The organism is Microbacterium sp. P5_E9, from assembly GCF_054049175.1.
Genome location: NZ_JBFUMV010000019.1, coordinates 83795 through 109513, shown reverse-complemented (window position 1 = coordinate 109513; position 25719 = coordinate 83795). Strand labels below are relative to the sequence as shown.

23 protein-coding genes are annotated in these 25719 nt (G+C 67.4%); 7 read left to right on the top strand and 16 right to left on the bottom strand.

The genetic code is table 11. The features are described from left to right. Positions 1–3 precede the first annotated feature (3 nt). The 3 genes from ACXJ3V_RS17935 to ACXJ3V_RS17925 all read right to left on the bottom strand — a co-directional run bounded on the left by ACXJ3V_RS17935 (position 4) and on the right by ACXJ3V_RS17925 (position 3825). A complete protein-coding gene (locus ACXJ3V_RS17935; RefSeq protein WP_457101706.1) occupies positions 4–1230 on the bottom strand; it encodes an MFS transporter in 1227 nt (408 codons plus the stop codon). A gap of 149 nt (positions 1231–1379) precedes the next feature. Continuing rightward, positions 1380–2723, bottom strand: coding sequence for an MFS transporter (locus ACXJ3V_RS17930; RefSeq protein WP_457101705.1), 1344 nt, complete (start codon positions 2721–2723; stop codon positions 1380–1382). A gap of 226 nt (positions 2724–2949) precedes the next feature. Then, positions 2950–3825, bottom strand: a complete 876-nt coding sequence (locus ACXJ3V_RS17925; RefSeq protein WP_457101704.1) for a helix-turn-helix transcriptional regulator — start codon at positions 3823–3825, stop codon at positions 2950–2952. Between the two features lie 155 nt (positions 3826–3980). On the opposite strand from ACXJ3V_RS17925, the gene ACXJ3V_RS17920 reads away from it, so the two are divergent. From ACXJ3V_RS17920 to ACXJ3V_RS17910, 3 genes are all read left to right on the top strand, one after another. Further along, entirely contained in the window at positions 3981–4415 is a 435-nt protein-coding gene (locus tag ACXJ3V_RS17920) for a (R)-mandelonitrile lyase (RefSeq protein ID WP_457101703.1), read from the top strand. After that, positions 4412–4774: a DUF2255 family protein gene (locus ACXJ3V_RS17915; RefSeq protein WP_457101702.1), complete on the top strand. Its 363-nt coding sequence runs from the start codon at positions 4412–4414 to the stop codon at positions 4772–4774. The genes ACXJ3V_RS17920 and ACXJ3V_RS17915 overlap by 4 nt, the downstream gene beginning before the upstream one ends. A gap of 69 nt (positions 4775–4843) precedes the next feature. Continuing rightward, the gene (locus ACXJ3V_RS17910) at positions 4844–6841 is read left to right on the top strand and encodes an aldo/keto reductase (RefSeq protein ID WP_457101701.1); all 1998 of its coding nucleotides are present in this window, start codon (positions 4844–4846) and stop codon (positions 6839–6841) included. 65 nt (positions 6842–6906) lie between these two features. Here ACXJ3V_RS17910 and ACXJ3V_RS17905 read toward each other — a convergent pair whose 3' ends face one another. Then, the gene (locus ACXJ3V_RS17905; RefSeq protein ID WP_457101700.1) at positions 6907–7638 is read right to left on the bottom strand and encodes an alpha/beta fold hydrolase; all 732 of its coding nucleotides are present in this window, start codon (positions 7636–7638) and stop codon (positions 6907–6909) included. A gap of 166 nt (positions 7639–7804) precedes the next feature. Here ACXJ3V_RS17905 and ACXJ3V_RS17900 point away from each other — a divergent pair, with 166 nt between their 5' ends. Then, complete coding sequence (locus ACXJ3V_RS17900; protein ID WP_457101699.1) at positions 7805–9475, top strand: alkaline phosphatase D family protein; 1671 nt, start codon at positions 7805–7807, stop codon at positions 9473–9475. 86 nt (positions 9476–9561) lie between these two features. Here ACXJ3V_RS17900 and ACXJ3V_RS17895 read toward each other — a convergent pair whose 3' ends face one another. From ACXJ3V_RS17895 to ACXJ3V_RS17885, 3 genes are read right to left on the bottom strand one after another with little or no spacing between them, the layout of a single operon-like run. Further along, positions 9562–10284 carry a hypothetical protein gene (locus ACXJ3V_RS17895; protein ID WP_457101698.1) on the bottom strand — a complete coding sequence of 241 codons (723 nt, stop codon included), beginning with the start codon at positions 10282–10284 and terminating at the stop codon, positions 9562–9564. Between the two features lie 56 nt (positions 10285–10340). After that, positions 10341–10889: a cysteine hydrolase family protein gene (locus tag ACXJ3V_RS17890; protein ID WP_457101697.1), complete on the bottom strand. Its 549-nt coding sequence runs from the start codon at positions 10887–10889 to the stop codon at positions 10341–10343. 44 nt (positions 10890–10933) lie between these two features. Continuing rightward, complete coding sequence (locus tag ACXJ3V_RS17885; RefSeq protein WP_457101696.1) at positions 10934–11767, bottom strand: SDR family oxidoreductase; 834 nt, start codon at positions 11765–11767, stop codon at positions 10934–10936. A gap of 77 nt (positions 11768–11844) precedes the next feature. On the opposite strand from ACXJ3V_RS17885, the gene ACXJ3V_RS17880 reads away from it, so the two are divergent. Next, positions 11845–12444: a TetR/AcrR family transcriptional regulator gene (locus ACXJ3V_RS17880; protein ID WP_457101695.1), complete on the top strand. Its 600-nt coding sequence runs from the start codon at positions 11845–11847 to the stop codon at positions 12442–12444. Between the two features lie 23 nt (positions 12445–12467). Here ACXJ3V_RS17880 and ACXJ3V_RS17875 read toward each other — a convergent pair whose 3' ends face one another. Next, positions 12468–12959, bottom strand: coding sequence for a cyclophilin-like fold protein (locus tag ACXJ3V_RS17875; protein WP_457101694.1), 492 nt, complete (start codon positions 12957–12959; stop codon positions 12468–12470). A gap of 102 nt (positions 12960–13061) precedes the next feature. On the opposite strand from ACXJ3V_RS17875, the gene ACXJ3V_RS17870 reads away from it, so the two are divergent. Then, a complete protein-coding gene (locus ACXJ3V_RS17870) occupies positions 13062–14006 on the top strand; it encodes a helix-turn-helix transcriptional regulator (protein WP_457101693.1) in 945 nt (314 codons plus the stop codon). Here ACXJ3V_RS17870 and ACXJ3V_RS17865 read toward each other — a convergent pair. From ACXJ3V_RS17865 to ACXJ3V_RS17850, 4 genes are all read right to left on the bottom strand, one after another. Beyond that, complete coding sequence (locus tag ACXJ3V_RS17865; protein ID WP_457101692.1) at positions 13959–14957, bottom strand: glycoside hydrolase family 43 protein; 999 nt, start codon at positions 14955–14957, stop codon at positions 13959–13961. The genes ACXJ3V_RS17870 and ACXJ3V_RS17865 overlap by 48 nt on opposite strands. Then, positions 14954–15637 (bottom strand): hypothetical protein, encoded by a 684-nt coding sequence (locus ACXJ3V_RS17860; RefSeq protein ID WP_457101691.1) that lies wholly within the window; start codon positions 15635–15637, stop codon positions 14954–14956. Before ACXJ3V_RS17860 ends, ACXJ3V_RS17865 begins: the two co-directional genes overlap by 4 nt. Next, positions 15634–17346 carry a SulP family inorganic anion transporter gene (locus ACXJ3V_RS17855; RefSeq protein WP_457101690.1) on the bottom strand — a complete coding sequence of 571 codons (1713 nt, stop codon included), beginning with the start codon at positions 17344–17346 and terminating at the stop codon, positions 15634–15636. Before ACXJ3V_RS17855 ends, ACXJ3V_RS17860 begins: the two co-directional genes overlap by 4 nt. A gap of 114 nt (positions 17347–17460) precedes the next feature. After that, entirely contained in the window at positions 17461–18948 is a 1488-nt protein-coding gene (locus ACXJ3V_RS17850; RefSeq protein WP_457101689.1) for an MATE family efflux transporter, read from the bottom strand. Positions 18949–19139: 191 nt separating this feature from the next. On the opposite strand from ACXJ3V_RS17850, the gene ACXJ3V_RS17845 reads away from it, so the two are divergent. After that, positions 19140–19454, top strand: coding sequence for a putative quinol monooxygenase (locus ACXJ3V_RS17845; RefSeq protein ID WP_457101688.1), 315 nt, complete (start codon positions 19140–19142; stop codon positions 19452–19454). A 62-nt stretch (positions 19455–19516) separates the two neighbouring features. Here the strand turns inward: ACXJ3V_RS17845 and ACXJ3V_RS17840 are convergent, their stop codons facing one another. The 4 genes from ACXJ3V_RS17840 to ACXJ3V_RS17825 form a co-directional block, all read right to left on the bottom strand. After that, complete coding sequence (locus ACXJ3V_RS17840) at positions 19517–20512, bottom strand: aldo/keto reductase (RefSeq protein ID WP_457101687.1); 996 nt, start codon at positions 20510–20512, stop codon at positions 19517–19519. 33 nt (positions 20513–20545) lie between these two features. After that, a complete protein-coding gene (locus ACXJ3V_RS17835) occupies positions 20546–21205 on the bottom strand; it encodes a ThuA domain-containing protein (protein WP_457101686.1) in 660 nt (219 codons plus the stop codon). Between the two features lie 70 nt (positions 21206–21275). Further along, positions 21276–23552, bottom strand: coding sequence for a beta-galactosidase (locus tag ACXJ3V_RS17830; RefSeq protein ID WP_457101685.1), 2277 nt, complete (start codon positions 23550–23552; stop codon positions 21276–21278). Between the two features lie 137 nt (positions 23553–23689). Further along, a complete protein-coding gene (locus ACXJ3V_RS17825) occupies positions 23690–25702 on the bottom strand; it encodes a beta-galactosidase (protein ID WP_457101684.1) in 2013 nt (670 codons plus the stop codon). Positions 25703–25719: the final 17 nt, after the last annotated feature.

Below are 25719 nucleotides of genomic sequence, written 5' to 3'. Positions count from 1 at the left end.
GGCTCAGCTTGCGACGCTGACCTTCGCCGCCCGCCGCTGGGCGAGCCCGACGAGGAGACCGACGAGCGCTGCGGCGATGCCCACGACCCCGACCGCGACGGACAGGCCGCCGACGCCTGCCCCGATGGCGCCCATCAGGATGGGGGTCAGGAACTGGCCGAAGAAGAACGCGGCGGTCCACAGGCCGGTGACTCGTCCCCGATCTTCGAACTGGGTCGCCGCGACGACCCAGGTGACCAGCGACGGCAGCAGCAGACCCGATCCGAATGAGGCGATGACCGCGCCGACGATGATGCCGGCGAGCCCGGGAACGACCCAGATCACCAGCATGCCGACGGCCTGAAGGGCGAACGCGACGGGCAGGAGGCGTCCTGCCCGGCCCTTCGCCAGCCGGGCGAACAGGAGGCCGCCGATGGCGGTGGCAAGCGACGCGATCGCCGCGACGAGTCCGATGACCGCGGTGTCAGTGGCGGCGACGCCGGTGCCGACGACGAGGTAGCTCGCCTCGATGATGATCACGTAGAACGTGAAGCCGCCGAAGACGGTGACGAGCAGCGGCACGCCGATCCGCCGCCACGGGATGCGGGTCTTCACGCCCGCCTCTTCACGCGTGTCGCCCGCCTCGAGCGGCGTCGGCTCCCACAGCGCGAAGATCATCGGCACGGCGATCACGATGCTGATCGCGTAGACCCAGAACGGAGTGTGCCATCCGCCCACACCGAGCGCGCCGCCGAGGATGATGAACACCGTCGCGGCCAGGGTCGTGGTGACCGTCTGCAGACCGAGGTACCTGTTGCGTCGGTGCGGTTCGTGGAAATAGTCGACGATCAGGGTCGTGCAGACCGTCATGATCGCCGCCTCGCAGACGCCGACCAGCACGCGGCTGATCAGGATCTCCGGGAGTCCCTCGAGCCACGCGGGAGCGGTGCCGACCACCGCGTAGGCGAACATCGCGATGATCAGCAGCGTCCTGCGACCGAGCCGGTCGACGATCTGGCCGGCGAACGGGGCGAAGATCGCGATGATCAGTGCCGGAATCGCGACGATCATCGGCACCAGGATCTCGGCGCCGGGCACATCGGCGAAGTGCTCGGACAGTTGCGGCAGCACCGGGGTGATCAGCACGGAGCCGAGCACGGGCATGCAGCTGCCCGCGAGCAGCAGGATGCCTTGCAGCGTGCCGGCTTTTCTCACAGTGGCGGGTTGGTCGGGCAGGGTGGTGCTCGTCATTGAGGTTCCTTCTCTCGTACAGCGCTGTACGACCGTCGACGGCGCGACGATCAACGTTCAGTGTGCGCACGCCGAGCCCACTCGGGAAGCTGATCTCCCTGATGAGGCACATAGCTCTCGGTGATAGGCGTCGCAGACGCCGTCTTCAGTTACCCGGCTTCCGCCACAGGCGCCGCCCGCGTGATGAGCGCCCACCGGGGGTTGCCCTCGTGACCCAGCTCCGGCAGCCGGGTCACCAGCAGCGCACCCACGACTCCGAACACGGCGAGGCCGACGTAGAGGGCGGTGTAGCCGCCGAGCAGCAGGAACAGCGGAGCGATGAACGGCACCACCGACGAGGGCAGGGTGTTGGCGAGGGCCATCACAGCGATGTCCTTGCCGACATTCTCGGGGTTCGGCAGCATCCGCACACTCAATGCGAGGTCGACGGAGAGGAAGACTCCGGAGCCCACGCCGAGGAGTGCGACGCCGATGAACAGCACCTCCACGCTCGGCGCGAGCCCCATGATCACGAGCGCGACCGCGGCGATGACGCCCGCGAGCATGACGAACGGCTTCTGGCGGTGCAGCTTGTCAGACAGCACACCGCCCAGGGTGCTGAAGACGATGATCACGACGCCGTAGACCAGCGTCAGCAGCAGCACCGGAGTCGCGACCTCTTCTGGGGCGTAGTCGAAGCGATTGATGAGCAGGAGTGCCGTGTAGGTGGTGCTGGCGCCCGTGCACGTGACGAGGAACCGCACCGCCCACGCCCATCCGAACGCAGGGTGGGTGCGTGGGTTCACCCAGAAGGACTTGAACAGATCGACGACGCTCAGGCGCTTCTCGCCGTCCGGTCGGGTCTGCTGCGGGTCTTTCAGCAGAACCACCGCCACGATGACCAGCAGGATTCCGGAGAAAGCGACGATCACCCATTGCAGCCACGGCATCGAGGTGACGGCGCTGACGGCTGCCAAGCCCAGGACCGGACCCAGGATCGCCATCGACCCGAGGATGCCGGACATCGAACCGCGTCGCTTGGTCGGCACCTGCTCGGCAAGCAGTGCGCCTGTCGCCGCGAGCTGCACGTTGACGAAGATGGTGACGAGAGCCCAGACCACCACGACCTGCCACACCTCGGTCGTGAAGATCATGCCGACCAGCACCAGTGAGGAGACGAGGCCGCCCATCAGGATCCAGCTCCGGCGCTTGCCGAGGCGCGCTCTCGAGCGATCGCTGAACCGACCCGTGAGGGGCTGCGCGATGAGGCCGAGCAGCGCGGCCACGCCGGTGACGATGCTGAAGGCGGATGCCGCCTCCGCACCCGCGATCGCCGACAGGTGCACCGTGAGCAGCAGGCTCACCGGAACCGCCGAGACGATGAAGGCGCCGGCATAGGACGTCGCCATCGAGCCCATGAGCCGTCGGAAGGGCGTCGCTGGATTGAGTGCGTCGCCGACCGGCGGCAGGCCCTCCACCTCGAGGGGGTTGAGCCCAGGCGCGTTGATGGTCATGACACTCCTTCGTGTGGATGAGCCGGTGGGGGAAGACCGGCTCGGCGGTCGGGTACCGCGGACGAGCGCACGGAGTCCATCCGCCGGCAAGTCAGTGAGGATGCTAACCCGCCGCTCGGTGTGCACGAAACCAGAGGAGTACTTGTACCCGGTACGGCAAAGCGGCGGCGGTGGAGCTGGTCCGGCGCGCGCCGAATGCGACGCGATGACGACGCGGGGCGACTTCCTAGGACGTCACGCCGGTGCGGGGTGCCGAGGTGCTCGTCGTGGCTGCCCAGCTGGCGAGGACTTTGAGTGCGTCCGCTGAGGGGGTGCCAGGCTCGGCGGTGTAGGTCTGCATGGTGAGGCCCGGGTCGGAGGGCAGCTCGAAGGCTTCGTAGCTGAGTTCGAGGTCGCCGACGACGGGGTGGTGGAGGTGCTTGACGCCGGTGCGATGGAAGCGCACATTGTGCGCCGCCCACAGGGTCCGGAATCGCTCGGATCGGGTGGACAGCTCGCCTACGAGATCGCTGAGGCGCTTGTCGTACGGGTTGCGACCGGCCTCACCGCGGAGGGTCGCGACAAGTTCCTGGGTGTTCTTGTCCCAGTCCGGGAAGAATTCCTGCGCGGCGGGGTTCAGGAACGCGAACTTGGCGCTGCTGGGCGTCGGCTCGGCGAAGATCGGCGCGTACAGAGCTCGGCCGAGCTGGTTGGCGGCGACGTATTCGAAGTAGTTGTTGCGCACCAGCGCAGGCGCGTCGGTGATGGCGTCCAGAAGGCGTTGGATGCTGGGGCGGATCGCCTCAGCGCGTTTGCGAGGCTTCTTGACCATCGGTGACGCATTCGCGATGCGGGACAGGTCGAACAGGTGCGCGGTCTCCGCGTCGTCGAGCTGCAGGGCTCGGGCGAGGGAATCGAGGACGCTGTCGGATGCCCCCGAGAGGTCTCCGCGTTCGAGGCGGGTGTAGTAGTCGACACTGACTCCGGCGAGCATCGCGACTTCTTCGCGGCGCAGCCCGGGCACCCGGCGGTTGCCGCCGTACGCGGGGAGTCCTGCCTGGTCGGGAGTGATGCGGTCCCTCCGGGTGGCCAGGAACTCCCGCACTTCGCTGCGATGATCCATAGCCTCGACGGTACGCGCCCCCGCAAGATGCTGGGAGGGTCTGCCAGTACCGGGGACGCTGGGCACTGGCACGGGAGCGCGACGCTCAACCATGATGACAACAGCTGCGGCGCGCACGAACTGGCGCCATCCGCCCGACGCCGACAAGGAATCCGATGAACATCGAACCCGTTCAGCCGACCGTCAAGAATCCGCCGGACAAGTTCGCCGGGGACGTCTGGCTCGACCTGATCGCCACCCCGCACGATCCTGACCAGCGGATGACGGTCGCCACCGTCCGGTTCGCGCCCGGTGCCCGCACCGCCTGGCACTCGCACGCACGCGGCCAGTATCTGCGCGTGACCCAGGGCGTCGCCCGATTCGGCCACCGCGACGGTACGATCATCGACGTGCCGGCCGGGCAGACCCTGTACGCCCCGCCGGGAGAGGACCATTGGCACGCGGCGGCGCCCGGCTGCTTCATGGAGCACATTGCGATGCTCGAAGCCGGAGACGACCCCGCGACCTCCACGATCTGGAAAGAGCACATCACCGACGAACAGTACTCAGGCCGCGGCATCCGAGAAGAGGAGTCAGGGGCAGACGCATGACGTGGACTGACCAGGAGCTCGAGGAACTCGATCGCGCGTACGAGGTGCGGGTCGCGGGTCGTCGCGCGGTCGGCTCCTCGCGGACGCTCACGATCGTCTGGCACGTCGTCGTCGACGGACGCCTCTACCTTCGCTCGGTGAAGGGGCCGGACGGCCAGTGGTACCGGGGCGTCACCCGCCACTTCGAGGGCTCCCTCCGCTGGGGAAGCACCACCCGCGACGTGAGGTACACGCTCGACGCGTCCCACGACGACGCCATCGACGCCGCCTACTTCGCGAAGTACGGCAGCGGATCCCCCAGCAGATCCATCACCAGCGCGCTCGCGAAGCAGACGACATTGCGGGTCGACCCGCGCTGAGCGGCATCCGACACCACGGTAGCCTCGGGTGCGTCAGTCGACGGCGACTCGAGGAACGGACGGCACGCCATGGCACACGTGAAGTGGGGAATCCTCGCGACCGGAAATATCGCCCGCCGGTTCGCCGAGACCCTCGCCCAGTCCGACACCGGAACGGCCGTCGCCGTCGCAAGCCGCGATCTCGCCAAAGCCGAGGCGTTCGCAGCCGAGTTCGGCATCCCCGTCGCGCACGGCTCGTACGACGGCCTGCTCGCTGATCCGCAGGTTGAGGCCGTGTATGTGAGCACGCCGCACCCGCAGCACGCGGAATGGGTCATTCGGGCGGCTCGCGCGGGCAAGCACATCCTCTGTGAGAAGCCGGCCGCGTTGACCTTCGCGCAGGCAGAGGCCGCCATCGAGGCAGCGCGCGCGAACGACGTCTTCTTCATGGAGGCGTTCATGTACCGCTGTCACCCGCAGACAGCGAAGCTCCTCGACATCGTGCGATCCGGCGAGATCGGCGAGATCCGGCTCATCCGCGCCCAGTTCAGCTTCCAGGTCGACCCAGATCCGTCGAGTCGACTGTTCTCGAATGCACTGGGAGGCGGCGGCATCCTGGACGTCGGGTCCTACTGCATGTCGATGGCCCGACTGATCGCCGGTGCGGCGCAGGGACTGCCGTACGCCGAGCCGCTCTCGGTCAAGGCCGTCGCCAGGCTCGACCCCTCCCAGGGCACCGACCTCTATTCCGCGGCGACTCTGGAGTTCGAAGGCGGAGTGCTGGCCGAGCTCACCACCGGCGTGCTCTTGAACCAGCCGAACACCGTCACCGTGTTCGGCTCGCAAGGGTCCGTCACCGTCACCAGTCCCTGGTTCGCCGGCGGGCCGGGATCCCGCATCCTGGTCGCCCTCGACTCCGGCGAGCAGCACGAGATCGACACCGAGACCGCGATCGACGCGTACCACTTCGAAGTCGACACGGTGGCCCGCCACATCGCCGACCGCGCGGCGCCGTCACCCGCCATGAGCCCCCAGGACACCCTCGGCAACATGCGGGCCCTCGACGCGTGGCGCAAGGAAGCCGGGGTCGTGTACGAGGCTGAGCGGTTCGAGACCGTCGTTCATCCGCTCTGGGCGGAGACGCTGTCCCGCCGCGAACCCGCACCGATGCGATATGCGTCGTTTCCTGGGGTCGAACGCCCGCTCGCACGGCTCGTGATGGGCGGGATGTCTGCCCCTGCGGTCGGCGGCCAGATCGTGCTCGACGAGTATTACGAGCTGGGCGGCAACGTGCTCGACTCGGCGTTCATCTACGGCGGGGCGGATGAGGCGATCGGCCACTGGCTTCGCACTCGTGGAGTCCGCGATGACGTGGCACTCATCGTCAAGGGCGCCCACACGCCCCACTGCACGCCCGAAGCGCTCACCGAACAGCTCGGGATCAGCCTGGATCGCCTCGGCACCGACCACGGCGAGATCTACATCATGCATCGCGACAACCCCGCGGTCCCCGTCGGCGAATTCATCGACGTCCTCAACACCCACCGGCGAGCGGGCCGCATCGGCGCGTTCGGCGCCTCGAACTGGAGCATCGCGCGCCTGTCCGAAGCCAACGCGTATGCCGACGCGCACGGCCTCGAGGGATTCTCCGTGCTCAACAACCAGCTCAGCCTCGCGGCTGTCGTCGAGCCGGTGTGGGAAGGATGCATCAGCGCCGGCGACGCGGCCTCGCGTCGCTGGCTGGCCGAGCATGAGTTCCCGCTGCTCGCGTGGTCGAGCCAGGCACGCGGGTTCTTCACACCGCGTGCCGCCTCGGATCGGCTCGAGGATGCCGAGCTCGTCCGCTGCTGGTACTCCGACGCGAATTTCGAGCGCAAGCGTCGCGCCGCCGAGCTTGCGAAGGCCAAGGGCTGCGAAGAGATCAACATCGCCCTCGCCTGGGTGCTGAACCAGCCATTCCCGGTGTGGACACTGATCGGGCCGGCCACCACCGGCGAACTGCACAGCAGCCTTCGCGCCCTCGACGTCTCGCTCACTCCGGACGAGATCGCGTGGCTCAACCTCGAGTCGGTCGCCGGTCAGGACTGACTGTTCCATTAGGCGGTCCGCGCATGGACTGACGCCGTCAGACTCTGGAGTGGATCAGGCAGGCCTCAGCTGATCGCCTCCACCGCCGCCTGGATCGCGGCGAGCGTCGCGTCCGGGCGCGAGACCATCGAGACGTGGGATGCCTCGACTTCGGTGGTCGTCGCGTTGGCACGCTCGGCCATGCGACGCTGCGTCGCGATCGGGATGACCCGGTCTTCGATTCCGAGCACCGCCCAGCTGGGGATCGTTCTCCACGCAGGCGCTGCCGACGGGGTGACGTTGGCGACGAACGACGCGGGGCGCTGGGTCGCGACGATCGTCCACCGATCCGCTTCCGGCAGGTCCTGCGCAAAGGAGGTGTGGACCGCGTCCGGCTTCAGGAACGCTTCGGCCGCTCCCTCCGGCGCACCCGGATAACCGGCCACATCGAACACGGCGGTCGGATCGGCGACCGCAAGAGCCGAGCCCGAGCCCTCGAGGATGGCGACGACCGTCTCCCCCTCGTCCGGGATGAAGGCGTCGACGTAGACCAGCGCTTGGACGTCGCCCGCCTGGGCGCCGGCGTTGGTGATCACCGCGCCGCCGTACGAGTGCCCGACGAGCACGACGGGACCGCTGGTGCGCTGCGCGAGGAACGACGCGAGGTACGCGGCATCCGTCGTCAGCCCGCGGAGCTCGTTCGGGGGCGCCAAGACCGTGAATCCCTGCGCCTGCAGCGGCACGCTCACGGCATTCCAGCTGGACGCATCCGCCCACGCACCGTGGACGAGGACAATGGTCGGCTTGCTTTCTGGCATTCGACTTCCCTTCAAATGGCATCGCCGAATGGCGACTCGATGTTGTGGGGTCGCGTCCCGTGGAGCGCCAGACGCTGACACACACGCTAGAGCGTGGACGGATGCCGCCACCAGGGTGATGCGGGCACCTCTGGCCGCTGCGCTATGGAGGAGGTAGAACGGGTTCATGGCAACCCCGCTGGTGTTGGGGCCGATGCTGCGCTACGTCGATGAGACGACCGCCAGCATCTGGGTGGAGACGCGGGCAGACGGTGTGGTCAGCGTCCACGCTGAGGGACGATCGTGGCAGGCCCGCACCTTCACTGTGCACGGTCACCATTTCGCCCTCGTCGAAGTCGACCAGCTGCAGCCCGGGAGCGTCTCGCCGTATTCGATCGAGATCGACGGGGTTTCCGTCTGGCCGGACCCGGACTCCGAGTTCCCAGCATCGGTGATCGCCACGCGCACGCCCGGACGGCGGCCGCGGATCGCCTACGGGTCGTGCCGCACCAGCGTCCCCCACGATCGGGAAGGCAATCGCACCCATGRCGTCGACTCGTTGCGTGCCTTTGCCCTCGCGGTGGCTGACGGCCGCCAGACCCGACCGGACCTGCTGCTCTTCCTCGGCGACCAGGTGTACGCCGACTCAACCTCGAAGGAGATGCAGGCATTCATCCGAAGTCGGCGCGACATCCACCAGGAACCGGGCAAGGAGCTCAAAGACTTCGAGGAATACGCCCACCTCTATCAACTGGCGTGGTCGGACGAAGCCAATCGGTGGCTGCTGTCGTGCGTGCCGACCGCGATGATCTTCGACGATCACGACATCCGCGATGACTGGAACGCCTCGCTCGACTGGAGAAGGAAGATGGAGGCCACCTCGTGGTGGCACGAGCGCATCGTCGCCGGCTTGGCGTCGTACTGGGTGTACCAGCACCTCGGCAACCTGTCTCCCCAGGAGCGGGCCGCAGACGAGTTGTGGCGGCAGGCGGCCGGGCGTGACGGGGCTGCTTCATGCGACCTCAGTGGCGCGCTCGACGAGTTCGCCGACCGCTGCAATAAGGACCCGAACAGCTACCGCTGGAGTTACTGCCGCGACTTCGATGGAACGCGTCTGATCGTCGTCGACTCACGCGTCGCGAGAGATCTCACGCCGTCGGCCCGTGGGCTGCTGAACGCTCAAGAGCTCGCGTGGTTCGACGAGCACATGCAGGGCGGATTCCGCCACGTTCTGATCGCGACCTCGCTCCCGTTCCTCCTGCCGCTGGGTTTGCACCACGTCGAGGCATGGGATGAGGCCATCTCACAGGGCGCGTGGGGCCGACCGGCGGCGTGGGTCGGCGAACGGCTGCGACAGGCCGTCGACCTGGAACACTGGGCCGCGTTCCAGAACAGCTTCCAGGCTGTTGCCGGAATTGCGACGGAGCTGGCCGACGGCGACCGCGGCCCGTCGCCGCTGACGGTGACGTTCCTGTCCGGTGACGTGCACTTCTCCTACCTTGCCGAGGTCGAGCGCCACAATGGCAGCCGCATCGTGCAGGCCGTCTGCTCACCCACGCGAAACCCGTTGCCCCGCTTCATGCGCTGGTTCTCGGTCGTGATGTCGTATGGCGCGGCGACGCCATTGGGGGCGGCCGCCGCGCAATCTGCGAAGGTTCCCGACCCACCGTTCCGCTGGAAGACGGTGAAGGGTCCCTGGTTCGACAACAATCTCGCACTGCTGCAGGACGGACCGGATGGTCTCACCATGACGTGGCACACGGGTGTGGTCGAGGACGGAGACGAGCTGCATCCGCGTCTCGAAGAGGTGGCATCCGTCACGGTGCCCGCGAAGAGAGACGCCGACCTGTCGTCCTGAGCGGCTGCTGGTGAACCAACGCCCGAGCGGGTCGCTCAGCGGGGCCACCCGACGTCGGACGGTTCGGACGTGGCGCCCAAGACTCATCAGATGGCGGATGGAGACTCTGTCCCACCGGATCCGTCACGCAACGCGCCGGCGCGTCGAGCGGAGTGGATGACGAGGGATAGCCCGCCGAGCATCGTCGCGCCGCCGAAGATCATCGCGCTCACTCCGACGCCCCAGGACGATTCGACCGTGGTCGCGAAGGACAGGATCGCCGCCTGGGCGAGCACGAGAAGCACCAGGGCGCTGCCGACATTCACCACGCGGATGCTTCGCACGAGAGGCTGCTTCGAGCGCCGCATCCRAATCGCAGCTGTGATCGCGAACCCGAGCTCGACGAACGCGATCAGCGCGAGGATCTCCGCGACGAGGGGCTCGAAGGCAACCGACACCGTCGTTCCCAGCAAAAGCGGCAGACAGAGCCCGACGTAGAGTGCGGCCGACGCGGTGAGGACGACGCCGATCCTCGTGGCCGCCCGATACTGCTCAATGGTGGACGGAGCCGGCAAGTGCTCTGCCGACCGTGCGCGCCGATAGCTACGCACTGCGAGCGCCTTCGCGAGGCCGACGCCCAAGGAGAACAGGACGTTAGCGAGGAGGAAGAGATTCGGCTCAACGAGGAAGAGCACGAGCTTGGCGGCCGCGAACAGCAGGTTGAACAAGGCGGAGATGCCGGCGTAGAAGAACGATCGCTCGTCCATCGTCGCCAGCCACCACGGCGTGCGCTTGCCGCTGCCGGCCGGCGTGATCGTGGGCCCGGTCATAGCCTCATCTTGGCCGGTCGAGCACAGACGGCCAACAAACCCTGAGCGCTGCCGTGTCAGCTGTCGAGCGCAGCCAGGATCGCCGCCGTGGTCGCCACCTGCGCCATCATCGGGAAGATGCGCTGGATGCTGTTCTCGTGCGTCTCCGCGCGAAGGTCTGTCACGGCATCCGATGCGATCACGAGCTCGTATCCGAGGTCGTGCGCCTCGCGGGCCGTCGACTCGACGCCGATGCTCGTCGCGACGCCGGTCAGCACGAGACGCGTGATGCCACGGTCGCGCAGCAGCGTGTCGAGGCCGGTCCCGGAGAAGACGCTCCACGCGGGCCGGGTGACCCGGAGGTCGTCGGGCTGCACGGCGAGCACCTCGAGCGGCTCGCGGAAGCCGTCCGGCTCCGGCCGCGACGGCTGCCCGTCGGCACCAGGACGGCTCAGCGCGAACGTCGCGATCACGACGGGAAGCCCGTGACCGCGGAACGCCGCCGTCAGCTCGCTCGCACGCTCCGCGACGGCGTCGACGGGGCTGAAGAACGGGTTGCCCGCGGTCCCGTGCTGGAGGTCGACGACGACTAGGGCGGTATCGGTGAGGGGCGTGGTCAACGTCATGGGGCGCTCCTTGAAAGCAGGGGTGGGGCGGGGTGGTGGCGCGATCAGCGACCGGGAAGGGGGACGCGTCCGGTCGCGACCGCGGCGACGCTGCCGCCATCGACCAGCAGGTCGGTGCCGGTGATGAAGCTCGCCTGCGGGCCGACGAGGAAGGTGACGGCATCCGCGATGTCGCTGGGGGTGCCGATGCGGCCGGTGCCGGAGTTGTCGACCATGGCTCGCATGAACGCCCCCGACGGGCTGTCCAGCTCCAGGCGTCCCATCGCGGTGGAGATCACGCCGGGGCTGATGCTGTTGATCCGTGCCCCGCGAGCGCCCCAGGCGGCGGCGGCATCCTGCACCTGGATCTGATTCGCCTGCTTGGCGAGTCCGTAGGCGATGCCGGCGTGCCCGAGAGCCTCAGGAGCGAAGAACGGCAGATCGAGCAGTCCCTCCGGCGTCGCGGTGCGGATCAGGTGTGCCTGCTCCGGCGTGAACGGCGGGGTGATGTGACCCGACGAGCTCGAGATCACGACGCCTGCGGCACCGGGCGCGACGACGGCGGCGAACGCCTCGAGGACGAGTGCGACACCGACCAGGTCGACCTTGAGCACAGCCTCGATCGGGGCCTGCGTCGGCGACACTCCAGCGGTGTGCACCACCTGTGTGACTGAGCCCAGCGCATCGGCCTGCCTGGCCAGCGCCTCCACCGAAGCGCGGGACGAGACATCCACCTGCGCGGTCACCACATCGAAGCCGTCCGTCGTCATGGACTCCGCAAGCCGCTCCAGCAGGTCGGTGTTGTAGTCGGCCAGCAGCGTGGTCCGTCCGGGGGCGAGCCTGCGGGCGATGTTCTCGCCCATCCCGCCCGCGCCGATGACAACCAGAACATCCGACATGATGCCTCCCGTGGCAAAGATCCTGACGAGCGCATTTCGAGACGAGATGGCTCGTATATCGATACTACGCTGGAGAGATGGATGCCACTCCCCCGAGTCGCGGCCGTCCGCGCAGTGCGTCGGCGCGGGCGTCGATCATGGCGGCCACGCAGGATCTGCTTCGCGAGGTCGGGTATGAGCAGGTGACCATCGTCGATATCGCCGCGCGCGCGAAGGTCGGAAAGCAGACGGTATACCGCTGGTGGCCCTCGAAGGCCGCGATCGTCACGGAGTGCGTGCTGGAAGGGATGATCGACTTCACGCTGATCACCGCCCGGGCGTCGGGAGCACCCGCGGCTGATCTCGCCGCCTGGCTGGAGGCCTCCCATTCCACCATCGCCTCACCGGGCACAGCGCCGCTGCTGCGCGCACTCACCGCCGCTGCCGCCACCGACGACGAAGCCGCGACACGCATGGCCGAGCGGTTCACGGGCCCCCTGCGCGATGCGATCCGGGACACGCTCGAGGAGGGGATCGCGGCCGGTCAGATCCGCCCGGATGCAGACACCGCTGCGATCGCAGACCTGCTGCTCGGCAGCCTGATGTACGCCATCCAGACGCGAGACGACGCGGCGGCCACTCGCGCCCCAGCCGTCATCGACACCATCCTGCGCGGCATCGCCGCCCGGTCGGCGTGACGACGACTCGGAGCGATTCGCACCTACTGGTCGTCTGCGCCGGCGATTCCGTCAGCCGCCACGATCTGGACGGCGCAGTCCCGGACGCAGCCGGCAACGACGTTCAATCCGCTCGTCACGTGACCGACCAGGACAAGATCTCCCGCGGGAACCGCGGTCCCCTCAGAGAGGAAGACCACGATGCTCTGCTCTGACGCCAAGTATGCGACGTCGCCCGCGCGGTAGCCGCTCATCTGGTCGGCACTATCAATGTCGAGTGGCTCGGGAAGCGGGGCGAACTCGGCGGTGCCCATCCGATCGGAGAAGTTCAGTACGAGCGGCAGCTGCGATGCGAGCTCTGCCGCCACGGAGGATTCGTTGAGGGTGATCACGGCGACAGGCGGGTTGTCTGCGACGGCGGCCGGGCCACCTACGCCGGTGGAAGAGAGAACGGGGGCGGACGCCAGCAGCAGTATTGCGGCGACGGTGTTGAGAACCCGCTGCGGGGTGAGGCTGCTGCGAAGACGTGGGGGCATGACGTCAAGCAAAGGGTGTCGTACGCGCGCGCGGGAGTCCCTGACTTGACGTGCCCTGACGGGGCATCCCAGTCCCGCGAGCGGTCGTCCTACCCTGAGGGCATGGATAACCGTTCCGAGGTCCGCGACTTCTTGATGTCGCGTCGCGCGCGGGTCGAGCCCGAAGACGTCGGCTTGTCCCGTGGTACCGACCGTCGGGTACCGGGCCTGCGCCGAGGCGAGGCTGCCGCGCTCGCTGGAGTCAGCGTGGAGTATTACGCCCGGTTGGAGCGGGGCGCGATCGCCGGCGCGTCGGATGCGGTGCTGGACGGGCTCGCGAAGGCTCTGCAGATGGATGACGCGGAGCGCGAGTATCTCCACCGACTCACCCATCAAGCCGGAGGAGTCAAATCCGGGAGCCGCAGCAACGGAAAGCCGACGCCCGTGTGGCGGCCATCCCCGAGCATCCAGTGGTTCCTCGACTCGATGGAGTCCACCGTCGCGATGATCGGCAACGGCCGGACGGACCTGCTGGCGTGGAACCCGCTCGGCGGGGCGCTGATGGACGAGATGATCACCACCGCGACGACGTCTCCTCCGAACTTCGCCCGGTTCCTCTTCCTGGAACCGGTGGCACGCCGGTTCTACCCGGACTGGGACGCGGTCGCGCGGATCAATGTTGCGCAGCTGCGCACCGAGGCCGGACGCGACCCGAACAGCAAGCAGCTGCACGACCTCGTCGGCGAGCTCTCCACCCGCAGCGACCACTTCCGGCAGCTGTGGGGACGCCACGATGTGTGGGAGCACCAGTCCGGCGTGAAGCGGTATCACCACCACGCGGTCGGCGACATCACCTTGCACTTCAACGGGCTGGATCTCGTCGGCCACGAGGCCGTGCAGCTCACCGTGCTCGGCGCCGAACCCGGCTCACCCGACCACCAAGCGCTCCAGCTGCTCGGCACCTGGGCTTCCTCTGCCCGACAATCCGAAGAATCTTCAAGCGAGCCTCGTGGTTCCGGATTACGCGTAGAGGTCCGAGCGGTCGGCGACCACACGAAGCCCCGCTGAAGGGTCCTCCACGACTTCAAACAGCTGAGCTCGAACATGGGGCGTCCCCATCCCGCGGTGCAGCACGAGCATGAGCACTCCCTCAAAGGTGGTGAAGAGCATGCCGTGGCCGGCGTTGCCGTCCACCAGCACCTCGAGCTGCTCCCATGGTCCCTCGATCGAACCGTTGCGCGAGATCGCCATCGTCTCGACGTACTCCGACGTGGCGCCATCGCGTCGGTAGGTCGCCCACAGCATCAGCAGTCCGCCATCGGCCAGCCGTCGCAGCTGGGGACCGTCGGTGACGTACGGCACCGGTGACAGCGCGCTCGGCGTGCGTTCGCGCAGGAGCTTCGCCTCCGATCCACGGAAGAGGTGGATGGGGCCTCCGACAGAACCGCCGAGGTCGGCATCCAATCGGATCGCCTCGATCGTGCCGTCGAGAAGCTGCACCCATTCGTGCGCGTAGACCATCCACGGCTGGCCCGCCTCGTCGATGTACAAGGTGCCGTCGAGGGTCATGAACTCACGCGGAGCAACCGGGCCATCGAGATCCAGCAGCTCGAACGGGCCGAGCGGCGAAGACGCGACACCGATCACCGTGCCCCGCGCGACAGGGGCGTACACCTGCCCGTCGCCCCGTCGCGCGGAGAACTGCGATGCGCCATCCGACGCCGCGGGCAGAGCGGAGCTGGAATTGTGCAGCGTCGTGAAGAGGTAGAAGCGCCCCTCGAACTCGTGCACCTCAGGAGCCCACGGCGATTCGGCGGGGTTCGCCCACGATCCGTCGGGAATTTCAAAGACCGTGGTTGGGCCGACCCAGTTGCGGAGGTCGGCACTCCGGTACACCGTGACGACGGGAGCTGTCGGGGAGGACGTGTACAGGTAGTACGTCCGATCCGACTCGTTGGCGAGGATGAAGGGATCATGCGTCCAGAAGTCCGCGAGGACAGCGGTGTCAGCAGGGGTCACGGGGTACTCCGGGTCGGGGAACGGCGACGGTAGTTCAGGATCAGGATGAGGATGCTCACCCCGAACACCCACGCCGGGAAGATGAGGGCCACCCACATGCTCAGTGAGGTCACGAAGAGCAGGACGATCGCCACTGCGTAGGTCACGAACGCCAGCCACCGCGGCATCACGCCGGTGCGCAGCCACATCGTACCCAGCGAGATCAACATCACTCCCGCCATCCGCAGCGCATAGATGTTGCTGACCTGCAGCATGACGGCACGCCCGAAGGTCGTGACATCGGCACGGCTTGCGTCATCGGCGATGAGCGGTACAGACGCGACGATTCCGCCGGCGATCGCGGCGGATACGAACACCATGGCGAGGAAGAGCAGCCCGCTGCCGATGAAGACCGACGAGAAGAGCTGGTCTTCCGAGTCCTTGAAGCGATCGCGCACGACGCCCATGAACCACAGGAAGGCGATGCCCGCGAAGGGAACGAGCGACAGCCCGATCGTCAGACGAGTCTTGGCTCCGTCGTCCAGCCAGGCGGTGCCTGGAGAAAGCTGATCAGGCAGTGACGTACGCATCAGAATGAGCGCGGCGGTGAAGAGCACGGCGAACAGCACTCCGGCGAGCGCGGCCGCGCGGGGGCTGTCCAGCCGTCGGCCCAAATCGCGCCCGCTGGACGGTTCGGTCATGGGCGCTCGCCCCCGGTCGCCGCGGCGACGGCAGCTCGCACGGTCGCGAAGATATTCGTCTCGCCGATGACCTGCAGTGTCCCGGCGCGTCGCAGCAGGTCGAGTTCTGCCGCATCGGCATGCGCCAACAGGATGCGCACCCCCCTGTCGGCCAGATGTCCGTGAACCTTCGTGAGGATGTCCGCGCCGTCGAGGTCGATCTCCGGCGTCGCCTCGAGATCGAGCACGACCGTGGTCGCATCGGTCGCCGACACGAGGTCGAGAAGATCCGACCGGAAGGGCGCCGCATCGGCGAAGAACAGCGGCCCGTTGAGTTTGACGACCAGCACGCCGTCCGGGGCCGTCGCCTCCAGGTCGGGGTCGGCTTCGACGTAGACCTGGTGCACGGCATCGAACGCCATCCGCCGCAGCGGCGACTTCGACGCACGCCAGACGAGGAGTGTCAGGGAAATCAGGATGCCGAGAACGATGCCGGTGACCACGCCGACGAAGAACAGCCCGATCGCGGTCCCCGCGAACGCGAAGAAGTCAGCCTTGTGGGTCTTGAAGATCCGCACCGCGACCTTCGGGTGGATCAGTCCGATGGCCGCGTCGATGACCACCGCCCCGAGGACAGCTTGCGGCAGGTTCGAGAACAGCCCGGCGAGGAACAGCAGCGTCAGGACGGTGAGCCCTGCAACCGTCAACCCGGCGAGCTGGGTCTTCTGACCGGAACCCTCGGCGACAGCCGTCTTGCTCAGGCTGCCGCCGCCGGCGAAGCCGCCCAGCAGGCCCGAACCGATCCACGCCGCGCCCTGCGCGATGAGCTCCTGGTCGGGGGCGAACTCCTGCCGGTGCCTCGCGGCGACATCGGTGGCGGTCGCGATCGACTCGCTGTAACTGACGAGGATGATCGCGAGCGCGCCGACCACCATCGACAGCCACTCGGCGACCGAGAAACCCGCCGGCAGCACCAGACTCGGAAGCCCGTCGGGCACCTCCCCGACCACGACCACACCATGCGCGGTCAGATCAAGCCACGAGACGGCCAGGATCCCCAAGATCACCACGATGAACGACCGAGGCAGCTTCGGGGCCAGGAAGCGCATCAGGAGCAGCACTCCGACCGCGGTGCCACCGACCGCCAGCGTGGCGAGGTTGGTCAGCGCGAGATCTTGCACCACGCCCACCAGCACGTTCCAGTAGGAGCCATCGGCTTTGGGTATCCCCAGGGTCTTCGGCAGCTGGTCGACGATCAGACCGAAACCGACCGCGAAGATGAAGCCCTCGAGGACCGACTTGGCGAGGAAGTTCGAAACCCAGCCCAGCCGGAGCACGCCCAGCAGGACATAGACGACCCCGACGCAGACGGTGAGCGCGATCACGGTGGCCAGATAGTTCGGTGAGGTCGAGGCGACATACAGCGCGGCAACCGGCGCGGTGACCGCCGCCACAGAGGCGGATGGTCCCGTCACGACCTGGCGCGTCGAGGCGAACACCGCATACAGCACCGAGGCGCCGAGGACCGTGTACAGGCCGTACTGCGGCGGGACCCCGACCACTTCCGCGTAGCCCAGCGCCTGCGGGATGACCAGCGCCCACACCGAAAGCCCCGCGAGGAGGTCGGGCCTGAGCCACGACCTCTTGTAGTGGGGCAGCCAATCGAAGATGGGCATGGTGCGGACGAGCGCGTTGCGCTTCTTTCCGGGCGTCATCGCCTCCGGACTCACGTCATCTCCTGCCGAAGCACCCCGGTCGAGCTCGAAGAGCCTGCTTCGTATCTCCGCGCTCGCGCGGTAGCCCCAGGTTAGGGGTCGAGGTGGCCACTCGCTACCGGCTCTCCTTCACTGCTGGCGGGACGGGGCCTTCCGGCGGGACGATCGCCTGACGCCCGTCGGCAGCCGAACCGGACCGGTGAACACCGTCTCGACGGTCATCGACCCGTCGGTAGGCCCGAGGACCGCGATTGGGGTCGTCGGAGTCACCGTGAGGGGCGCTATCGGCATCCTCCCCAGTCGCCGGTGTGCATGCACATACGCCGGCACCAGCAGCACCACGGCGCCCGCCCACGCGAGCGGGTTCGACAACACCACGCCGACATACCCGAACGCCGCGCCGAGGACGATGGCGGCGCCGACCCGCATGATCAGTTCGACTACGCCGGTGAGCGTGGGGATGATCGCGTCGCCGAGGCCCTGCAGGGCACCGCGCATGACGAAGAGCACCCCGAGGATCCAGTAGGTGAGGCCGTTGATCGTGAGCATGAGCGCGGCCATGTCGACGACCTCCTCTGCTCCCGTGCCGACGAACAGCCGCACGAGCTGTGCACCGAACCCGACGAGCAGACCACCGAGGATGATCCCGGCGATGACGGCGATCCACGTCGCCTGCACGACTCCCCGGCGAATGCGGTCGGGCCGGCCGGCGCCGTAGTTCTGGGCGACGTACATCGAGGCGGCCAGGCCGATCGACTGCAGGAGGGCGACCGCCAGCCCGTCGACGCGCGACGCAGTCGTATAGGCGGCGACCGCGCCGGCGCCGAGCTCGTTGAGCGCGATCTGCACCGTGAGCGTGCCGATGGCGATGATGGATGCCTGGAAGCCCATGGGCAGACCCAGGCGCAGGTGGACGACGTAGTCGGTTCGCGTGGCTCTGAAGTCCACGCGCCGCAGGTGCAGCACCGGGATGCGACGGTGCACGTACCCCAGGCAGAGCACGACCGACACCGCCTGCGAGATGACGGTGGCGAGCGCCGCTGCGCCCACTCCGCCCTCGAGCACCCCGACGAACAAGACGACGAGGGCGACGTTGAGGATGCAGGCGAGTGTGAGGAACACCAGCGGCGTGCGCGAGTCGCCGATCGCGCGGATGACGGCGGCGAGGTAGTTGAAGAACAGGATGGTGCCGGCACCGAGAAGACTGACCTGGGCGAACACCGTCGCGTCTGCCAGGAGCTCTGCGGGCGTGTTCATCAACGCGAGAACGGGTCCCGCGAGAAGAGGACCGCCGATTGTCAGGATCGCGCTCGCGATGGCGGTGAGGATCGTCCCTGTCGCCACCGACCGCCGCACGGCGACGAAGTCACCGGCGCCGAACGCCTGCGCCGTCGGGATCGCGAAGCCGCTCGTCATGCCCCACACGAAACCCAGGAGAAGGAAGAGCAGACTGCCCGTCGCACCGACGGCGGCGAGCGCATCGACCCCGAGATGACGACCGACGACGACGGCGTCGACGAATTGATAGAGCTGCTGCACCACATTGCCGATGAGCAGCGGGACCGAGAAGGCCACGATGACGCGCCACGGACTGCCGGTGATGAGGGAACGGGACATGCAGGTGCTCTCGGGACGAAGGGAGGTGACAGCTTCAGCCGAACCTCGAATCGATTCGAACCCAACTATTCTCCGTTACCGGGGACGCGGAGACCAAACCGCGTGCTGCCGCCGAACTCGGGCACGTTTCGCGCCGCCCGTAACGGCTCGAATATCGTCAGAGCGCAAGGTTCCGAAGCAAGGAGAGCCCCATGACCGAAGTCGTCGTCACAGCCGTGTTCCAGCCCGCACCAGGCGCGAAGGAGCCACTGATCGCCGCGTTGCGCGAGGGCATTCCCGCCGTTCACGCCGAGAGCGGATGCCTCCTCTATGCCATCCACGACGCTGAAGACGGCACGATCGTCATGCTGGAGAAATGGACGTCGAGGGAAGACCTCGACGTCCACGCGGCCGGTCAGGCCGTGGTGCAACTGAACGCCCTCATCACGCCCTACCTCGGGCGTCCCGTGACGGTCACGACGATGACGGCGATCCCCGCCGGCACCGAGCGGCAGGGTCTGCTCTGACCGACCCGTCACCCCGCCCGGATCGACTCCGGACGGGGTGACGGCGCCGAAAGGCGGGGTGGTCAGCGGCGGAACGGATGGGCGTCGATGGCCGCCAGCTCAGCGTCCGTCAACTCTGCCCCCTCGAGCGCAGCCAGATTCTGATCGAGCTGGGCGACGCTGGAAGCGCCGATCAGGGCGCTGGTGATCTCGGGGCGCCGGAGCACCCACCGGAGCGCAAGCTGCGAGAGATTCTGACCCCGCGCAGCAGCCACCTCCTGGAGCGCGCGTGCCGTGGCGAGGTACTCCTCGCCGATGTCCGAAGAACTCATCCAGCGCCCCTCTGCGGCGCGGGAGTCCGCGGGAACGCCATCCAGGTAGCGCTCTGTGAGCAGTCCGCCGGCGAGCGGCGAGAAGACGATGCAGCCGGCCCCCAGTTCGTCGAGCGTGCCCAGCAGTCCATCCTCCTCAGGCTTGCGGTCGAAGATGTTGTAGCGAGGCTGGTGGATCGTCAGCGGGATGTTCTCGGCACGAAGCGCGGCGGCGGCAGCCCGGGTCTGCTCGGCGTTGTAGTTGGAGATGCCCACGTACAGCGCCTTGCCCTGCCGGACGGCGGTGGCCAGGGCGCCCATCGTCTCTTCGATCGGCGTCTCGGGGTCGGGCCGATGCGAGTAGAAGATGTCGACGTAGTCGAGCCCGGTCCGCTTCAGGGACTGGTCGAGCGAGGCGAGCATCGACTTGCGAGAGCCCCAGTCCCCGTAGGGCCCGTCCCACATGAGATAGCCCGACTTGGTGGAGACGATGATCTCGTCGCGGTAGGCCGCGAGGTCGCCGTTGATGATCTGGCCGAAAGCCGTCTCGGCGGCCCCCGGCGGCGGACCGTAGTTGTTCGCCAAATCGAAGTGGGTGATGCCACGGTCGAAGGCGTGCGTCACCAGCTCTCGCTGAGACTCCCACCCCTTCGTCGTTCCGAAGTTGTTCCAGAGACCGAGCGAGATGCGCGGGAGCAGAAGTCCGCTGCGGCCGGTGCGGACATAGGGCATCGACTCATAGCGGTCGGCAGCTGCGATATGTGGCATCCCTCCAGTCTGTCGGAACCGCGCGCCTTCGCCCTACGCCTTCGCTTCGAGCAGCCATTCGGCCGCGTTCCGCACGAGGTCGCGGTGCTGCGCAGAGTCGTACGATCTGCCGTCGTGGCCGAGTCCGTCGTAGACGACGCGCGAAGTCGACCGCTGGTGGGCCCAGACGACCGGATGCTCCAACTCGTCGTGCACGTGGGTTGCCAGCACTTCGACATCGGGTGAGACGCGGAGGTAGCTGTACCGCTCGTCCACCAGCACGAAGTCGTCGAGGCCGTCGGTGACGGGGTGGCCGGTGGGGAGGATATGGATCTCGGCATTCCCCTGCGGCGGGTGCATCGTGGCGCCGCGCACCCAGCGCCCGCCGAGGATCTCCTCCCATCGAGGATCAGCAGGAAAAGCGGTCGCCACGACGTGACTGGCGAGCAGCGCGCCCCCGGCCGAGACGTAGCGGAGGATTCCGTCCACGCACGCGGTGTCGGTGGGCAGCTCCCGCGCGTTGCTCCCGAAATTCAGCACGACGATGTCCCACACGTCGGCCGTCAGATCCGCGAGCACGGCGGCGACGTCGGCGGTCAGCGTGACGTCGTACCGCGACCCGAGGATGCCGACAAGTCGTTCGGAGGTGTCGGGGAACGGATGCCACGGATCGCTGTACTCACCGGCGCCCGAGACGATCAGAACCTTGCTCACTCGTGTCACGCTACCCAAACGATGAGGGTGGCGCCGATCGATCGACCGGCGCCACCCCGTTTTCGCTCTGTCAGCGCGGAGTCTCGGTCCAGCGCGCTGAAACGACGCGGGTGATGCTTGTCACGGCGCAGAGGCGACCCTCCGCCTCGACGCGCGCACGAGCCGCTTCGTCGAGGTCGATCAGGCTCTCCGTCGTGATCGGGACGATGTGCAGGGTGAGCTCCACCTCGGGTGACAGGTCGGTGATGTCCGCTCGCCAGGACAATCCGTCCCAGAAGCGGTCGCGGATGACGACGCCGTCCGCACGCAGCTGCGCGACATCCCCCTCCCAGTCGAGGACGAGCTCCACGCGGTCCCCCGGGGTGAGCGCATCCACGTCGGGAAGCGCGACCTTCCAGACCGCGGCGACCGCGTCGATCTGCGCGTCGGTGGGCGCTGAGGACCGACCCATGAACTCGCCATAGCGAATCGGCGGGTCGCCGCCCGCGCGAAGGGTGATGAGATCGACCCTCCGAGTCCCGGGTGCGGATCCGGTTTCCACCTCGAGCCGGACGAACTCCGAACCCGTCCACCGGGTCGCGGTGGGCGCGTGCTCGGCGCGGAGCACGAGCCCGTGGGGTTCGCGCCAGACGGCATCCGGAGAGTCGATGAGATCGTCGCCGAGGTACCAGAGTCGCTCAGCCTGCCGCTCGTCGACGACGAGGACACGGAGGGCGTCGTCGACCAGGAGCGAGTCCCCCGGCGCGACATCGAACGGGTCGTCGGCGACGATCTCTTCGTCCGCTGTGAGGATGCGCGCTCCCGGAGCGAAGCTGATGCGTGCGGGGATCCCGTCGTGTGCGCGCAGCACGATCGTGGGAATCTCCCCCTCGACGACACCCGAAACGGATGCCGTCGCCCACTCGATGCGGACGCCGGCGAGCTCGAGGCGCAGCGGCCAGCGGGCGATGAGCCCGCTAGGGATGTCGATCGGTCGATCGGGCACGACGACATCCCCGCCGCCCAGACCGATCCGGAACTGGACATCGGAACCGCCCGCGAGCGGCTCGTGGGGCTGATGCGCGTTGATGAACAGGAATCCGCTGTCGCCGTCGGTGCGGACTGCCCAGCGCAGTGACCCGAGGTCGTGGATGTCGATCGGCGCGTCATCGGGAAGCGAGCTGTACATGTCGGCGAGACGAGCGCCGAAGGCGGAGAGGAAGGCGTTGTGGTCGCGGAGGAGGCCGATACTCGCATCCGGTCGCCCGGTCGCGCCGATCGCGGCCTGGAAGTCGTAGTCGAACCGCGGGAGATCGTTGGGGTACTCCGTGGCGTGGGTCTCCTGCAGGTGATCGGCGGGGTTGGTGCCGCCGGCGAACATGTAGAAGCCCTGCCAGGCCGAGCCGTTTCCGATCTTGACGTTCGCGACCGCCGCGATGTCGCGGCCGCGCGCGATCGGACGCCGATGGTAGGCCGTCGCCATTCCGCCGCCGAGTTCGCAGGTGGCAGGAGGGAACTCGGGGTCCACGTCCCGCACCACGATCTCGACGCCTGCCTCACGGAAGTCGCTCCCAACGCCCGGGTCATCCCAGGAGTGTGTGAACCGGAAGTGGTCGCGGAAGCTGTCATCCCACGGTGAACCTTGATCCGCCCAGAATCCGTCAGAGTAGCCGCCGTACAGCGGGAACACTTCATGCGCGGGCAGCACCGCGCCACCCCATCCCGTTGCGGTCCACAGGGGGGCGGCCAGGCCCGCTTCGCGCGCGAGCGCCTTGAGGGTGGCGATGTGCTCGGGCTGGTCGTAGAGCTCGTTCTCGAGCTGGATGCCGATGATTCGACTGTCGGGACCGCAGAAGCGGGCGACCTGGCCCGCCACCTGCTCGTACCAGCCCCGCGCCAGCTCCAGGTACACGGGATCGTTGGTCCGCGCGCCGGGCGCTGCCTCCACCACCCAGTCCGGATGGCCGCCGTTGCGCACCTCGCCGTGGCACCACGGCCCGATCCGGAGGATGACATCGACCCCGACCCGCTGCGCGGTCTCGATGAACGCGGCAATGTCGAGGTCTCCCTCGAAGCTGATCTCCCCGCGGACCGGTTCATGGTGGATCCAGAACAGGTAGGTCGACACGGAGGTGAGTCCCGAGGCGACCATCAGTCGCAGGGTCTCTTCCCAGCGCGAGCGCGGGATGCGGCTGAAGTGGAGCTCGCCGGTCACGGGAAGCGACGGCCTTCCGTCGACCTCGATCCAGCGGCTGTTCAGACGCACCCGCCTGTGGCGATCTATCTCATTGCTCATCGCGGGCTCGATGAGCGGCGGCCTCGAGTCCTTCAGGAGGATGGTGCGCACGCCGGATGTGGTTGTTGACATGAGATTCCTAGTGAGGGGGTTGGACTTCGGATCAGCCCTTGACGGACGATCCCAAGCCGGAACCCATGAAGTACTTCGGTATGAAGAGGAAGACGATGAAGACAGGAACTGCGGGGCCCGGCCCCCGCATCGACGATCTATGCACGGAGCATCACCCACTCCTGCGGACCCAGTTCCGCCAAGTGGTGAGGCCGATCCTGCAGCAGATCGCGCCCTGACAACGAGGTGCGCACCACGGCGTCGCCGTGATTGATCGCAATTGTCACATCGCCGCGATGAATCACCTCGACCGTCGGAGGCAGGTCCTGGTGGGGAAGCGACAACGCGGCCTGGGCGATCAGCCACCTGGCGACTGCCGCTGCTCCAGAGTCGGTCGGCATCGTCGCCAAATAGTATCCAGTGCCGGCGCCAAAGGAGTGCGATGTGAGCGCAGGCCGACCATCACGTCGCCCCGAGGTGAAATGTGCGCGCACAGTTGCGCCGCGCAGGTCTATCTCCTCAGCCAAGTACTGACCAGTGAACTCACCGAACTCCCCTGCAGCCGTCGCCAGCCTCTCCCCCGGGCCGTCCGAACCGGGTCTCCCCGCGGGAGGAAGCAGAGCGCCGAACTCGAGCGTGGACGCGCCGAGCGCCTCACCGAGCAGCGTCTGAAACCCGCCTGACCGGAACTCGTTGGACTCGCCCACGATGTCCGAGTAGGCGGTCACCAAAAGGTGCCCTCCACCGTCGACGAACGCAGTGAGATTGCGGGCGTCCGCTTCGGTCAAAAGGTAGAGGGCTGGTGCGACCACGAGACGGTACCGGGTCAGGTCCGCGTCTGGTCGAACAAAATCCACCGACATGTGCAACGAGTGGAAGGCGTCGTACCAGGTCCGGCTGAGCTCCTGGTAGTCGACCTTGATCGGCAGGTAGGCGCTTTCGAGCGCCCACCAGGACTCCCAATCAAAAACGAGCGCTACGTCGGCGCCGAGATCCGTGGAGCCCAGCGGAGGCAGCTCCCCGACGGCGTGGCCGAGGGCGACCACCTCTTTCCACGTTCTGGTGCCGGTTCCCGCGTGCGGGAGCATGGCCGTCAAGTACTGCTCCGCTCCGCGCGGGGACTGTCGCCACTGGAAGAACAGAACGCCATCCGACCCGCGCCCGATCGCCTGTGCGCTCAGCGCTGACATCTGACCTGGCTTCTTCGGCGCGTTGCTGGGCATCCAGGTCACAGCTTCTGCCGCCTGCTCCATAAGAAGCCAGGGCTGGTCGGGCTTCAAAGATCGCATCAGATCGTGCACGAACGCCGCGGAGCGGAAACTTGTCGGGTCGTTGGGATCCGGATAGACGTCGTTCGAGACGAAGTCCAGTTCCGCAGCCCACGACCAGTAGTCGGCGCCCTCGAAAGCGCCCATGAAGTTGGTGGTGATGGGTTGAGTGACCCCGTGGTGGCGAAGTATGTCCCGTTCCATGACGAAGAGACTCAGCAGCGCATCGCTGCTGAACCGCTTGAAGTCGAGAACCGTGGCGGGGTTGCGGAATGTCGGCGCCTGCAACGGCGGCTGGATCTGACCGAAGTCCGTAACGATCTGCGACCAGAAGGCCGTGCCCCATGCCTCGTTCAGCGCGTGGACGTCGCCATATTTGGCGGTCAACCACGTGCGAAACGCGATTCGGGCGTTCTCGGAGTAGTCGCGAGCAACGTGACATCCATACTCATTGTTCACGTGCCACATGACGATCGCAGGGTGATCCGCGTAGCGAGTGACCATCGCCTCGACCAGTTCCGCCGCGAGTCGCCGATACACCGGTGAGGTGGGCGCGAAGTGCTGCCTGCTGTTGGGCCAGAGGACAGCGCCTCGTTCGTCGACGGGGAGAATTTCGGGGTACGAACTGACGACCCACGGTGGCGGAGACGCTGTCGCCGTTGCCAGGTCCACCGCGATCCCCGCATCGTGCAGCATTCCGAGAATGGTGTCGAGCCACTCCCAGTCGAACACTCCTTCAGCGGGCTGAATCCTCGACCATGCGAAGACCCCGACTGTGACGATGTTGACGCCGGCATCCTTCATGAGCCGGATGTCTTCGCGCCAAACCTCGCGTGGATACTGTTCCGGGTTGTAGTCGCCCCCGAAGAGGATGCCGGAGGACTGATTCCATTCGCGAGTCATCTGCCACCCCGCTGCGG